10 protein-coding genes are annotated in these 13,061 nt (G+C 60.0%); all 10 read left to right on the top strand.

All coding sequences use genetic code 11. The annotated features are described in order from the left end of the window. The first annotated feature begins 146 nt into the window (after positions 1 to 146). The 10 genes from RSO67_RS12285 to RSO67_RS12240 all read left to right on the top strand — a co-directional run bounded on the left by RSO67_RS12285 (position 147) and on the right by RSO67_RS12240 (position 13,045). Positions 147 to 1,697 (top strand): benzoate-CoA ligase family protein, encoded by a 1,551-nt coding sequence (locus RSO67_RS12285; protein WP_315843681.1) that lies wholly within the window; start codon positions 147 to 149, stop codon positions 1,695 to 1,697. 21 nt (positions 1,698 to 1,718) lie between these two features. Next, positions 1,719 to 2,537, top strand: a complete 819-nt coding sequence (locus RSO67_RS12280; protein ID WP_315843680.1) for an alpha/beta hydrolase — start codon at positions 1,719 to 1,721, stop codon at positions 2,535 to 2,537. 12 nt (positions 2,538 to 2,549) lie between these two features. Next, positions 2,550 to 3,044, top strand: a complete 495-nt coding sequence (locus tag RSO67_RS12275; RefSeq protein WP_315843679.1) for a DUF309 domain-containing protein — start codon at positions 2,550 to 2,552, stop codon at positions 3,042 to 3,044. A gap of 111 nt (positions 3,045 to 3,155) precedes the next feature. Then, positions 3,156 to 4,844 (top strand): 2,3-epoxybenzoyl-CoA dihydrolase, encoded by a 1,689-nt coding sequence (boxC, locus tag RSO67_RS12270; RefSeq protein WP_315843678.1) that lies wholly within the window; start codon positions 3,156 to 3,158, stop codon positions 4,842 to 4,844. Between the two features lie 105 nt (positions 4,845 to 4,949). Further along, on the top strand, positions 4,950 to 6,395 hold the full coding sequence (boxB, locus tag RSO67_RS12265) for a benzoyl-CoA 2,3-epoxidase subunit BoxB (RefSeq protein WP_315843677.1): 1,446 nt from the start codon (positions 4,950 to 4,952) through the stop codon (positions 6,393 to 6,395). 77 nt (positions 6,396 to 6,472) lie between these two features. Beyond that, the gene (gene boxA / locus RSO67_RS12260) at positions 6,473 to 7,666 is read left to right on the top strand and encodes a benzoyl-CoA 2,3-epoxidase subunit BoxA (protein ID WP_315843676.1); all 1,194 of its coding nucleotides are present in this window, start codon (positions 6,473 to 6,475) and stop codon (positions 7,664 to 7,666) included. Between the two features lie 92 nt (positions 7,667 to 7,758). Next, positions 7,759 to 9,648 (top strand): feruloyl-CoA synthase, encoded by a 1,890-nt coding sequence (locus RSO67_RS12255; protein ID WP_315843675.1) that lies wholly within the window; start codon positions 7,759 to 7,761, stop codon positions 9,646 to 9,648. A 620-nt stretch (positions 9,649 to 10,268) separates the two neighbouring features. Beyond that, positions 10,269 to 10,988 carry an aspartate/glutamate racemase family protein gene (locus RSO67_RS12250; RefSeq protein WP_068734729.1) on the top strand — a complete coding sequence of 240 codons (720 nt, stop codon included), beginning with the start codon at positions 10,269 to 10,271 and terminating at the stop codon, positions 10,986 to 10,988. Positions 10,989 to 11,063: 75 nt separating this feature from the next. Beyond that, positions 11,064 to 11,924, top strand: coding sequence for a VOC family protein (locus tag RSO67_RS12245; RefSeq protein WP_315843674.1), 861 nt, complete (start codon positions 11,064 to 11,066; stop codon positions 11,922 to 11,924). Beyond that, complete coding sequence (locus RSO67_RS12240; RefSeq protein ID WP_315844233.1) at positions 11,924 to 13,045, top strand: M14 family metallopeptidase; 1,122 nt, start codon at positions 11,924 to 11,926, stop codon at positions 13,043 to 13,045. The genes RSO67_RS12245 and RSO67_RS12240 overlap by 1 nt, the downstream gene beginning before the upstream one ends. Positions 13,046 to 13,061: the final 16 nt, after the last annotated feature.

Raw genomic sequence — 13,061 nt, 5'->3', positions numbered from 1 at the left:
CTCGCAGAGGATTTCAGGAAAGATAATTCCGGATGCGATTGACAGCAACCGGAGTTGGTGACTTTATATGAATTATAATTCAAAAAAGACGATAGGGAGAGCACCGTGAGCAACGGTTGTGGAATCGCCCAAGGTGCAAACGCATCATGAGTGGGTCGTCCAGTTCTTACAATGCGGTGACCTGGCTTCTCGACCGCAACATCGATGAGGGCCGCGGTAGCAAGCTTGCCTTTACCGACACGGTATCCGAACTAACCTACGGTGACTTGCAGGCAAAAAGCTGCCAACTGGCCAATTTGCTGAAGCGGCTCGGCGTCCGGCGCGAAGAACGTGTCGCGATGATCATGCTCGACACTGTCGACTTTCCGGTGGTGTTCCTCGGCGCGATCCGTGCCGGCATCGTCCCGGTGCCGCTCAACACTCTGCTGACCTCGGAGCAATACGCCTATGTGCTGGCCGATTGCCGGGCGCGCGTGCTGTTCATTTCCGCGGCGCTGTTGCCTGTGGTCGACGACATGCTTGGTCGATTACCGGATCTTGAGCATGTGATTGTGGTCGGCGGCGTTGCCAATGGCCGCAAGAGTCTGGCCGACGAAATCAGGGACGAGAGCACAAGCTTCACGACGGTCGCGACCCATGCGGACGAGCCGGCCTTCTGGTTGTATTCATCCGGGTCCACCGGCATGCCGAAAGGCGTTCGCCATCTGCACGCCAGTCTGGAAGCAACGGCGACGACCTATGGCAAGCAGGTTCTCGGCATCCGCGAGGATGATGTCGGACTGTCTGCGGCCAAACTGTACTTCGCTTACGGCCTCGGCAACGCCATGACATTTCCCATGTCGGTCGGCGCCACGACGGTGCTCAATTCGGAGCGCCCGACGCCGGCCACCATATTCGGCCTGATGCGCCGATATCAGCCGAGCATCTTTTTCGGGGTGCCAACATTGTTCGCGGCGATGCTGAACGATGAGGGGTTCAAAACGGAAGCTCGCCTCCCGCGCCTGCGCATTTGCACCTCGGCCGGCGAAGCGCTTCCGGAGCCGGTGGGCAACGGCTGGAAGAGCCGCTTCGGCGTAGATATTCTCGATGGCGTCGGCTCAACCGAACTGCTGCATATCTTTCTGTCGAATGCTCCCGGCGATATCAAATACGGCACGTCCGGAAGGCCGGTGCCAGGCTATCGTGTGCGGCTCGTCGATGACGCGGGCCTCGATATTGCCGATGGAGAAATCGGCGAGTTACTCGTCGATGCGCCGTCCGCCGGTGAGGGATACTGGAATCAACGCAGCAAGAGTCGTCGCACCTTCGAAGGTCATTGGACGCGCACCGGCGACAAATATGTCCGCGATGCCGACGGGCGCTATACGTTCTGCGGACGCGCCGATGACATGTTCAAGGTGTCCGGCATCTGGGTCTCCCCGTTCGAGGTGGAGAGCGCGCTGATCGCGCATCCCGCCGTATCCGAAGCCGCGGTCGTGCCGGAGGCCGACGCCGAGGGGCTGTTGAAGCCGAAGGCCTTCGTGGTGCTGAAACCGAATGCCGTGCTTGAGGGCCTGCGCGAATCCTTGAAGGATCACGTCAAGCGACGGATCGGTCCGTGGAAATATCCACGCTGGATCGAGGTTGTCGATTCCCTTCCCAAAACAGCCACCGGAAAAATCCAGCGCTACAAATTGCGCGATGGAGCGGCGGTCTGAAACCGAGAGATGGATGACAAGATGAGCGCATTGCAATCCGCGGGACGGCTGACCATCGGTGCGTCCGAACTCGAATACCGCATGATCGGTCCGCAACCGGATGTGGCGCCGACCATCGTGCTGCTGCATGAAGGGCTGGGCTCGGTCGCGCTGTGGGGCGACTTCCCGGACAAGCTTCAGGCAGCGACCGGGGCCGGCGTCTTCGTCTATTCGCGCGCCAGCTATGGCGCGTCGACCCCGGTCGCGCTGCCGCGGCCGCTGGACTACATGCATGTCGAAGCACTTGAGGTGCTCCCGCAGTTGCTCGATGCCATCGGCTTTCGCCGCGGCTTGCTGGTCGGTCATTCCGATGGTGGATCCATCGCGACGATCTATGCCGGCGGCATCCAGGATCACCGTATCCGCGGCGTCTCGATGATCGCGCCGCATTTCGTCGTCGAGGATATTTCTGTAGCGTCCATCGCCGACATCAAGAGGGCGTACGAACAGGACGACCTGAAAGCCAAGCTCGCGCGCTGGCATGATGACGTCGACAACGCGTTTTATGGCTGGAACGGCGCATGGCTCGACCCGCAGTTCCGCGACTGGGATATTTCCGACTATCTCGCTTATGTGCGCGTGCCCGTGCAGATTTTGCAGGGAGCCGACGATCAGTACGGCACCATGAAGCAGATCGAGATCGCCGAGGTCGAATGCTATTGCCCGGTGGATGTCGAGATCATTCCAGGCGCTGCGCATTCGCCCCATCGCGAAGCCCCCGAGACAACCTTGCGGGCCGTGGCGGATTTCGCCGATCGCTTGCTGCATTTTCACGGCGAGGGCGAATTACGCGCTGCGTAAGCGGGGATGGTCGTGACTGTCACTCCTTCTCTCGCGATGCCGCGCTGGCCCTATCGGCTCGGCAAGCAGACGAAGGCTGATCACGACACGCTGGCGCAGGCCAAGGCACTGGTCCCGATGCGCTATGCAGGCTTCGTCCCGGCCAGTGATCCGGCGTTGCGCTATGGGCTCGCGCTCAACGACGCCGGCTTCTTCTGGGAGGCTCACGAAATTCTCGAGGCTGTCTGGAAGGTCGCGCCGCAAAGAGGGCGTGATCGGATTCTGCTTCGCGCCTGTATTCAGGTTGCCAATGCCAATCTGAAACTCAGTCTGCAGCGGCCGCGCGCGGCACATCGATTGCTGCAGGACGCACTGTCCGAACTCGATGAACTCGCCATGCGCCCGCCGGCGGGTATTGCGGGAAGCTTTTCCGAGCACTTTCCGGTCGCGATGCTGGCGTCTGCGCTCGCGCATCAACTGGCGATCGACGAGGCCGAGCGGGGTCCGGTCCAGATCACCGGAACATGAAAGAAAATGCATAATTCTATCGGATTTCCCTAGACGCCCTCAATATCATGAATTATTATGCATATAACTAAGGCGCACGACGCATAAATCAAGACTGTCAAAGGGTGGAGCATGGCCGCAGAGCAACGCGTTCTCTCGAACGGCGCCAAATTTATCGACTTCCAAACCGATCCGTCGCGCTACCGCCACTGGAAGCTCAGTGTCGATAACGACGTGGCAACGCTCACCATGGATGTCGATGAGAATGGCGGTCTGTTCGAGGGCTATCAGCTCAAACTGAATTCCTACGATCTTGGCGTCGATATCGAACTGGCGGATGCCGTGCAGCGGCTTCGCTTCGAATATCCCGAGGTCAAAGTCGTGCTGCTGCGCTCCGGCAAGAACCGCGTGTTCTGCGCTGGCGCCAATATCCGCATGCTGGCCGGCGCTACCCATGCTCACAAGGTCAACTTTTGCAAATTCACCAACGAGACTCGCAACGGCTTTGAAGACTCGAGCGAAAATTCCGGCCAGCGCTTCATTTCGGTGATCAATGGTACTGCTGCGGGTGGTGGCTATGAACTGGCGCTGGCAACCGATCACATCATCATGGCGGACGATGGTTCGGCGGCGGTCGCGCTGCCGGAAGTGCCGTTGCTGGCGGTGCTGCCGGGCACTGGCGGTCTGACGCGCGTGGTCGACAAGCGCAAGGTGCGCCGCGATCACGCCGACTATTTCTGCACCATTGAGGAAGGCATCAAAGGCAAGCGCGCAGTGGCGTGGCGGCTGATCGATGACATCGTTGCCAACAGCAAGCTGGAAGCGAAAGTCGCCGAGCGGGCCAAGGAGTTTCTGGCGACGTCAAAGCGCAATGGCACGGGCGAGGGCCTCAAGCTGCCGCCGCTGAACCGCAGCTTCGATGACAGCGGTATTCGTTACGGTCTGGTCAATGTCGATATCAATCGCGCAGAGCGTATTGCTACTATCTCGATCAAGGCGCCTGACGCCGCGGCGCCGTCGGATATCGACGGGATGATGGCGCAGGGTGCTGCCTTCTGGCCGCTGCAGGTGGCGCGCGAGCTAGACGACGCCATCCTGCATCTGCGGATCAATGAACTTGAGACCGCCATGCTGGTGTTCAAGTCGCATGGCGACGGCGCCAATGTGCTGACCCATGATGTCTTCCTCGAAACACATAAGGTGCATTGGCTGGTCAACGAGATCCGGCAATACTGGAAGCGAGTGCTGAAGCGTATCGACGTGACGTCGCGCACGCTGGTGACGCTGGTCGAGCCGGGCTCGTGCTTTGTCGGCACCCTGGCCGAGCTCGTCTTCGCTGCGGACCGCTCCTACATGCTCGTCGGCCAGAAGCAGGGTGACAACCGCGCACCGCCAGCGATCGTATTGAGCGCGATGAATTTCGGGCCTTACCCGATGAGCCACGGGCTGACGCGGCTACAGTCGCGCTTCCAGGCCGATCCGGAGGATGTAACCCGCGCGAAAGCGCGGATCGGCGAGCCGCTCGATGCGGAAGCCGCCGAGCAGCTCGGGCTCGTCACCTTCGCGCTCGATGACATCGACTGGGATGACGAGGTGCGTGTGTTCTTCGAGGAACGCTGCAGCTTCTCACCCGACAGCCTCACGGGCATGGAAGCCAATCTGCGCTTTGTCGGACCGGAGACGATGGAATCGAAAATCTTCTCGCGGCTGACCGTCTGGCAGAACTGGATCTTCCAGCGGCCCAATGCGGTCGGCGAGAACGGCGCGCTTGGACGTTACGGCACCGGCCAGAAGGCGCAGTTCGACATGACGCGCGTGTAAGCCTCCGCAACTGGAACAGCGCGGCCATGTGTCACTCTTTGGATAAATGCAAGTCGGTAGCTTGCCCAATTCGAACGATCAGAAATACAGCGGGAGATCCCAGTCATGAACATCATGAATGTCGACTACAGCACCAAGATTCCGAACAACGTGAATCTGGCCGAGGATCGCCAGGTGCTCAAGGCGCTGGAGGGATGGCATCCCGGCTATCTCGATTGGTGGAACGACATGGGGCCTGAAGGTTTTCAGGAATCCCTCGTCTATTTGCGCACCGCGATATCAGTCGATCCCAAAGGCTGGGCCAAGTTCGACTATGTGAAGATGCCTGAATATCGCTGGGGCGTGTTGCTGGCGCCGCAGGACACCGAGCGCAAGGTGAACTTCGGACGACATATGGGTGAACCCGCCTGGCAGGAAGTCCCCGGCGAATACCGCGCGATGCTGCGCCGTCTCGTCGTCATTCAGGGTGACACGGAGCCAGCGTCGGTCGAACAGCAGCGCCATCTAGGTCAGACCGCGCCGTCGCTCTATGATTTGCGCAACCTATTTCAGGTCAATGTGGAGGAGGGGCGCCATCTCTGGGCGATGGTCTATTTGCTGCAGAAATATTTCGGCCGCGACGGCCGCGAAGAGGCCGACGATCTTCTCCGCCGCCGCTCGGGCGATGCCGATGCGCCGCGCATGCTCGGTGCTTTCAACGAGGCCACGCCGGACTGGTTGTCCTTCTTCATGTTCACCTTCTTCACCGACCGCGACGGCAAGATGCAGTTGGAAAGTCTCGCCCAATCCGGCTTCGACCCGCTGTCGCGCACCTGCCGCTTCATGCTGACGGAGGAAGCGCATCATATGTTCGTCGGCGAGACGGGCGTCGGCCGTGTGCTGCAGCGAACCTGCGAAGCGATGAAGGCGGCGGGGATCGAGGATCCCAATGCCATCGAAAAAATTCGTGCGCTCGGCGTCATCGATCTGCCGACCATGCAGAAGAAGATCAACCTGCATTATTCGCTGTCGCTCGATCTGTTCGGCTCCGAAGTATCCACAAATGCCGCGAATTTCTACAATTCCGGACTGAAGGGGCGCTTCCAGGAGACCAGGATCGAGGACGATCACCAACTCACCAACGACATCTATCAGGTCCTGAAATTCGTCGATGGCGAAATCAAGCTGGTCGATGAACCGGCGCTGACCGCGCTCAATATGCGCCTGCGGGACGATTACACCGCGGACTGCGCCAAGGGAGTTGAGCGCTGGAACAAGATCATCGAGAAGGCCGGCGTCAATTTCCGTTTCGATTTGCCGCACACCGCATTCCATCGCCAGATCGGTGAATTCCGCGATGTGAACGCTTCGCCGAAGGGCATCATCATGAGCGATGCCGCCTGGGCGAAAGCCAGGAACGACTATCTGCCGTCCGTTGACGACGGTGATTTCATCGCGTCGTTGATGACGCCGGTCAGTGAGCCCGGCAAGTTCGCCAGCTGGATATCGGCGCCGAAGGTCGGCATCGACAACAAGCCGGGCGATTTCGAATACGTGAAGATTGCGGCCTAAAAGGAGTACACGCGGCGGAAGGATTTCCAGCTTCCTTCCGCCGCTGTCAGTCCTCGATGGCACGCGCGGGATTTGCCATGAACGCCCCTTTCAAACAGCACCTGATTGATCCGGAAATCTGCATCAGGTGTAACACCTGCGAGGAGAGCTGCCCGGTCGATGCGGTAACGCATGATGACAACAACTACGTCGTCAACGCAGAGATCTGCAATTACTGCATGGATTGCATCTTGCCGTGTCCGACCGGCGCGATCGACAACTGGCGCGTCGTGGCGGCGCCGTATTCGCTCGACGAGCAGTTCTCCTGGAGTGACCTGCCGGCGCAGGAGGAGATCGCGGACAATAGCGCCGGTGCGGGCGCCATCGAGGCACTCGAGGATGAGATCGGCGCGTTGCTCGAAGAAGCACGCAAGGGGCTGGGCGGAAAGCCCGTCGCGCCGCTGTCATCGAGCAAGGCATCGGTCAATCTTTATAACCGCGGCAAGCCTGCGCTGGCCACGGTGACCGGCAATTTCCGGCTAACCCACGCGACGGCCGACTCCGACGTGCGCCATATCATCCTGGATTTCGGCGAGCAGCCGTTTCCCATCCTCGAAGGCCAGAGCATCGGCATTGTCGTGCCGGGCCTGGGCGCGGACGGCAAGCCGCATCAGGTGCGGCTCTATTCGATCGCGAGTTCGCGCGATGGCGAGAAGCCGAACACCAACAATCTCGCGCTGACCGTGAAACGTGAGTCCGGCGGGCTGTGTTCGAATTACCTGTGCGATCTGCCGCGTGGCGCAAAGGTCGAAGTTACCGGGCCGTTCGGCGCCACCTTCCTGCTGCCGAACGATCCTTCGGCGAATGTTCTCATGGTCTGCACTGGCACGGGCTCTGCGCCATTCCGCGGCTTCACGGAGCGCCGCCGGCGCGCGATGCCTGGCGCGCCCGGGCGGCTGCTCCTGTTCTTCGGTGCGCGCCGCCCCGAGGAACTGCCCTATTTCGGTCCGTTGCAAAAGGTCCCGGAGGAGTTGCTGGGCAAGCACTTCTGCTATTCGCGCGTGCCAGGCGAGCCACGGATCTATGTGCAGGATCGTATCCGCAGCGAAGCTGCTGCGATCACGTCGCTGCTGCGCGACGCGCAGACCCACGTCTATATCTGCGGGTTGAAAGGCATGGAAAGCGGCGTTGAAGAGGCCTTCGCCGATATTTGCCGCGCCGCGTCGATGGATTGGTCGGATCTGAAAGCGGCGATGCGCGGCGGTGGAAGATATCACGTCGAGACTTACTGATCGATGTTGCATCGATCCGAGCCGGCAACGACCGGTTCGATTGGACAGCCCGAATAAGAACAAAGACGGGTACGCTATGGGGGAGAAAAGCGATGGTTCTGGACCGCGACAATGCGGCTAGCTCAGGCAGTCCATTTTTTCTGACGCCGTCGGTTGACGCAGAACAGCGATCCGACGGTACGATCCTTCTTCGATCCGATACAGCACTGCGCCCCTATGCGCGTTGTGTCGGGGACTGGCTCGAACATTGGGCACAACAGGCGCCGGAGCGGATCTTTCTGGCGGAGCGGTCCAGTCCGGATGTGCCTTGGGTGACGCTGAGTTATGCCGAGACGCTTCGGCGTGTGCGTGGCGCGGCTAGCTGGATTCTTGCACAGGAGATGAGTGCGCAGCGGCCCCTCGCAGTGCTATCGGACAACGGCATCGAGCATGCGGTTCTGGCCCTGGCAGCGATGCATGTCGGTGTGCCGGTCGCTGCGATTTCCCGGGCCTATTCGCTGATGTCGAAGGATTTCGAAAAGCTGCGTGGCGCGATTCAACTTCTAGATCCCGGTGCCATCTACGTCTCGGACTCGCAACAGTTCGGTCCGGCCCTCGCTGCGATCGCCCCGTTTCACACTGCTGCCATCATCGGCGGTGGCGCGACCGCCGGAGAGGCGTGGTCATATGCTGATGTGGTCACGACGCCGGTAAGCGCAGCCATCTATCATGCCTTTGCAGCGGTCGATGCCGATACGATCGCGAAATTCCTGTTCACGTCGGGATCGACCGGCGCGCCGAAGGCGGTCATCAATACCCAGCGCATGCTGACCTCGAGCCAGCAGGCCAAGGCACAGACCTGGCCGTTTCTCGAAACTCAGCAGAGCGAACTCGTCCTTCTCGACTGGCTGCCCTGGAGCCATACCTTCGGCGGAAATCACAATTTCAATATGGTGCTGCGCAACGGCGGAACGCTGTACATTGACAGCGGCAAGCCTGCACCGGGATTGTTCGCGACGTCGATCGCCAATCTGCGCAGCATCATGCCGACGATCTATTTCAACGTGCCGCGTGGCTTCGACATGCTTATTGCAGCCCTGCGGAAGGACGATGGGTTGCGACAGCGTTTCTTCAGCGAGGTGAAGTTCGTCTTCTATGCCGGTGCGGCTCTGCCGCAGAGCACATGGTCCGCGCTGGAGACACTTTCCATCGAGACAATCGGGCATCCGTTGCCGATGGTTTCCGCCTGGGGATCGACGGAAACATCGCCACTCGCGACCGATTGTCATTTTCAGGCGCCGCGATCAGGCAATATCGGCGTGCCGATTCCCGGTACGGAGCTGAAGCTCGTGCCATCGGACGGCAAGTTCGAGGTGCGGGTGCGTGGGCCCAATGTGACCCCGGGCTACTGGAAGGCGCCGGACCTCACCGCGAAAGCTTTTGATGCGGACGGCTTCTATCTGATCGGCGATGCCGTTGCATTTGCAGATCCGGCTCATCCCGAGCAGGGCCTGCTGTTCGACGGGCGCATCGCCGAGGATTTCAAGCTGACATCAGGCACATGGGTCAACGTCGGAACGCTGCGCGTGGCAGGAATCTCCGCATTGGCGCCGCTGGTTCAGGACATTGTCGTGGCCGGCCATGGCGGTGAGGATGTGCGTTTCCTTCTTGTTCCCAATCTGGCTGCCTGCCGCGCGGTGTCCGGCCTGCCGGAGTCAGCAAGCATTGATGCCGTGCTTGGCTGCGAAAATGTGCGTTCGTCCATTGCGGAAGGGCTCGCAAGACTGAAGGCGGCAGGTGGAGGGTCTTCCACCTATGCAACTTGCGCGCTGTTGCTGGCAGAGCCGCTATCTGTCGATGGCGGAGAAATTACTGACAAGGGCTACGTCAACCAGCGTGCCGTTCTGGCGCGCCGTGCAGCCGACGCCGAAGATCTGAACAGAGGGGTCTCAGGTCGCCTGATAATCTGCGCGAGTGTCGAGCAATATGCCCGTCATGCCTAGGACGTTCAGAATCCGAATGATGCTTCGGGATTAAAAAATATCGCGTTGATGGAAGGCATCAGGTCGAGCGACCACACGCAAGACTCTGCTGATGCGATCAACTGTCACATGCCGTGTCATGTCGTCGTCACACACCAGCGCGGCCGCCGTGGTCAAATATGGCGCTCTTCCCCAGAGCACATGGACCGGCGCGAGGGCATTCGCGCGCTCCACGAGGTCGCCTTTCCCTCCAGGAGGCGACCTCGTTTGTTTTCGATGAACGGCTCATGCCGAGTGTTCGCGGAACGTATCTGATCCGCATGCGTGTTAAGTGGCACTGAGTTCTGCTCCCGGTGCGGACCGAACTCCGGCATTCTTCTCACACAGTGAGATTTCACGCGACACACACGGCAAATCCCGGCGCTGCACGTCGTTGCATCATTCTGGTCTGTCAGGGCCGAGCGAAGAACCGTTGATGCGACGGATCGGAAAAATTTGAAATCCTATTCCGCCGATCGCTCGAACTATGAAGTTTCTTCTCAGGCAAACTGAGTATGATGACCGCGATCCGCAATCGGATTGCGCGGTGCCGATGCTATCGTTCCGTCAAGCACATCGACTGGACAGAGCGAGCAATAGTAATGCGGACGATTGGTTTGATTGGTGGAATGAGCTGGGAAAGTACTGCTGTTTACTATCGCCGGCTGAATGAGCAAGTCCGCGCCGAGCTCGGTGGGCTCCACTCCGCGGATATTCTGATGCGTTCGATCAACTTCGACGCGATTGTCAGCTTGCAGAAACAAGGGCGTTGGGACGAGGCCTGTCAGGTTCTCGCTGACATCGCACGCGATCTGGAAGGAGGCGGTGCTGGTTGCATTCTGATCTGCACGAATACAATGCACAAGCTTGCCGACGAAGTGCAGCAAGCAGTGTCGATCCCGCTTCTTCACATTGCCGACGTTACCGGCGCTGCCGTGAAGGCTGCAGGGCTGCAGCGGCCGCTACTTCTGGCAACGCGCTACACGATGGAACAGGACTTCTATGTGACGCGATTGCGCGAGGGGTTCGGGCTAGATCCCGTTATTCCCGCTGAGGCCGATCGTGTGTTCATTCACGACATCATCTTCGATGAACTATGCCAAGGCGTTGTTCGCGAGGATTCACGCCGTCTCTATCTCGATGCGATTGCACGAGGAAAAGAGCGTGGCGCTGACGGCGTAATTCTTGGTTGTACCGAGATCTGTCTCCTGGTCGGCCCCGAGCACATCGATCTTCCAGTCTTCGATTCAACGATGCTGCATGCAGATGCGGCGCTGGCTTTTTCAATGTCGAAAGAAGAGCCGCGACCACGTGCTGCATGACACCATCGTGATTAATGTTCGGGCTGGCACCAATCTTGCTGGGCTCACCAACTTGGAAGGCGACGAGGTTTTCGTATGAGTGATATGCGTACTGCGCAACGTAAGATCTCGCCTGTCCTCGATCACGTCGTCATTAACGTGATGGGCCAGCTTGATGAGGCTGCTGCACAATATGTTCGCCTCGGCTTCCAGTTGACGGAGCGCGGTCACCATACGCTCGGCTCCAGCAACAACCTTGCGATCTTCGGCACGAACTATCTCGAATTGCTCGGCTATCTGCCAGGGCGTGAAACGATGCGTGCAGATCTCTGGACGCATCCGCCGGGATTGAGCGGTCTGGTTTTCAAGTCGGTCGATGCCGATCTGGTCTATGCGACGTTGAAGGACAATGCCGTTCCCGTCATGGAGCCAATGAGCTTTGCGCGGCCGGTCGAATTGCCGGGCGGCGCTCAAGACGCTCGTTTCAAGGTCATCCGCGTGGCGGGCGAGGAGGTGCAGAATGGGCGCACTTTCTTCTGCCATCACGATACGCCGGAACTGGTGTGGCGCCCCGAATGGCAGACGCATGCCAATGGCGCCACTGAAATCGTCGAATTTGTCATCGCCTCGCAGCAGCCGGCGCGAACTGCGGCGCTCTATGAACGCATGTTCGGCGCACCGCTCCTGACGCCGACGGATGGCGGCTTTTCGTTCAGCGCCGGTGCCGCGACGATCTTCGTACTCGATCCTGCAGCCGTCGCGGATCGCTACGTCGGGGCTGCGCTGGTCAGCCCGGATGGCACTGACCGCATGGTCGCGCTGGTGTTCAAGGTCGCGTCGCTCGACACGCCGCGCGCCGTATTCGATGCGGCCGGCGTTTCCTTCAAGCGCTATGCTGACGGGATCATCGTGTCGCATGCCGACGCAGCCAGTGTCGCTCTGGGGTTCACGGCGTGATGGTAGCGCTCCCCAATGATTTCACCCGGAGTTTTGCGCTTGACTATGACGGCGCGCGCGTAAAATTTCGCAACGCTGCGAATGACGTCGATGCTGCGTTGACCACCTACACCCATCCGGCGCTGAAGGGCCCGAATGGCCAGGATCTGTGCATCGATGTGGCGCGGCTCGGCGATCCGCGCGCAGCTTCGCAACTGGTGATCCTCAGCGGTACGCACGGCCTCGAAGGCCTCAGCGGTTCGGCGGCGCAGATCGGTTGGATGCAGAGCAATTTTGCACGCGCCCTTCCGCGCGGCGTGTCGGTTCTCTTCGTCCACGCGATCAATCCCTACGGCTTTGCCTGGGGTACGCGGACCACTGAAAACAATGTCGATCTCAATCGCAACTTCATCGATTTCGCCGCTCCCCGCCCGGCCAATCCGGGCTATGCGAAGCTATATCCGCATCTCCTTCCGGACGACTGGACGCCGGCAGCTCTGCAGATCTACGCCGACGCCGTGGAAGCCTTCAAGGACGCGCATGGGGATGACGGTCTGTTCGACACGCTGGCGCGGGGGCAGTACGACTTCCCGGATGGCTCCAATTATGGTGGCTCCGGGCGCGAGTGGTCCAATCTGACTCTGGAGACCGTGGTTGCCGATCATCTCGGTGCGGCCGAGCACGTCGGCTTCATCGATTGGCATACTGGCATCGGCGATTTCGGCGAGTCCTTCTTTCTGTGCTTCAACCCTGAAGGTAGTGCGCTTCATGCGGAAGCCGTGCGCTGGTGGGGGCGTGAACGGATCGTCGGCCAGAAGCCGAACAATTTTGCGCGGCCCAATTATCAGGGGCTCGTGTTTCACGGCATGACCAGATTCCTCGGCGCGCGATCGATGGTCGGCGCAGTGATCGAATTCGGTACGCGTGGCACCAAGGTTCGCCGCGCCTTGCAGCTCGATCTCTGGCTGAAGTTCAAGGCCGAGAAAGACAGCGAGCGCGTTCGCATGCTGCGCGCAGACCTGCACGATTGCTTCGTGCCCGTGTCGTCGCACTGGCGTGAAGAGACCACCGAACAAGCCATTTCCATCACTCAACAGGCGGTGGAGGGGCTGGCAAGCTGGTCCCTCTCCGCCGCAGCCTGAACCAACGGAGCGAGAT

This window comes from Tardiphaga sp. 709 (assembly GCF_032401055.1).
Taxonomy (GTDB): domain Bacteria; phylum Pseudomonadota; class Alphaproteobacteria; order Rhizobiales; family Xanthobacteraceae; genus Tardiphaga.
The sequence above is the reverse complement of the archived record's forward strand: the minus strand, read 5'-3'. Positions and strand labels throughout refer to the sequence as shown.

Coding starts and splice junctions, on each gene's coding strand:
- RSO67_RS12285 (WP_315843681.1), top strand. CDS start 147: ATGAGTGGGTCGTCCAGTTCTTACAATGCGGTGACCTGGCTTCTCGAC.
- RSO67_RS12280 (WP_315843680.1), top strand. CDS start 1,719: ATGAGCGCATTGCAATCCGCGGGACGGCTGACCATCGGTGCGTCCGAA.
- boxC (WP_315843678.1), top strand. CDS start 3,156: ATGGCCGCAGAGCAACGCGTTCTCTCGAACGGCGCCAAATTTATCGAC.
- boxB (WP_315843677.1), top strand. CDS start 4,950: ATGAACATCATGAATGTCGACTACAGCACCAAGATTCCGAACAACGTG.
- boxA (WP_315843676.1), top strand. CDS start 6,473: ATGAACGCCCCTTTCAAACAGCACCTGATTGATCCGGAAATCTGCATC.
- RSO67_RS12255 (WP_315843675.1), top strand. CDS start 7,759: ATGGTTCTGGACCGCGACAATGCGGCTAGCTCAGGCAGTCCATTTTTT.
- RSO67_RS12250 (WP_068734729.1), top strand. CDS start 10,269: ATGCGGACGATTGGTTTGATTGGTGGAATGAGCTGGGAAAGTACTGCT.
- RSO67_RS12245 (WP_315843674.1), top strand. CDS start 11,064: ATGAGTGATATGCGTACTGCGCAACGTAAGATCTCGCCTGTCCTCGAT.
- RSO67_RS12240 (WP_315844233.1), top strand. CDS start 11,924: ATGGTAGCGCTCCCCAATGATTTCACCCGGAGTTTTGCGCTTGACTAT.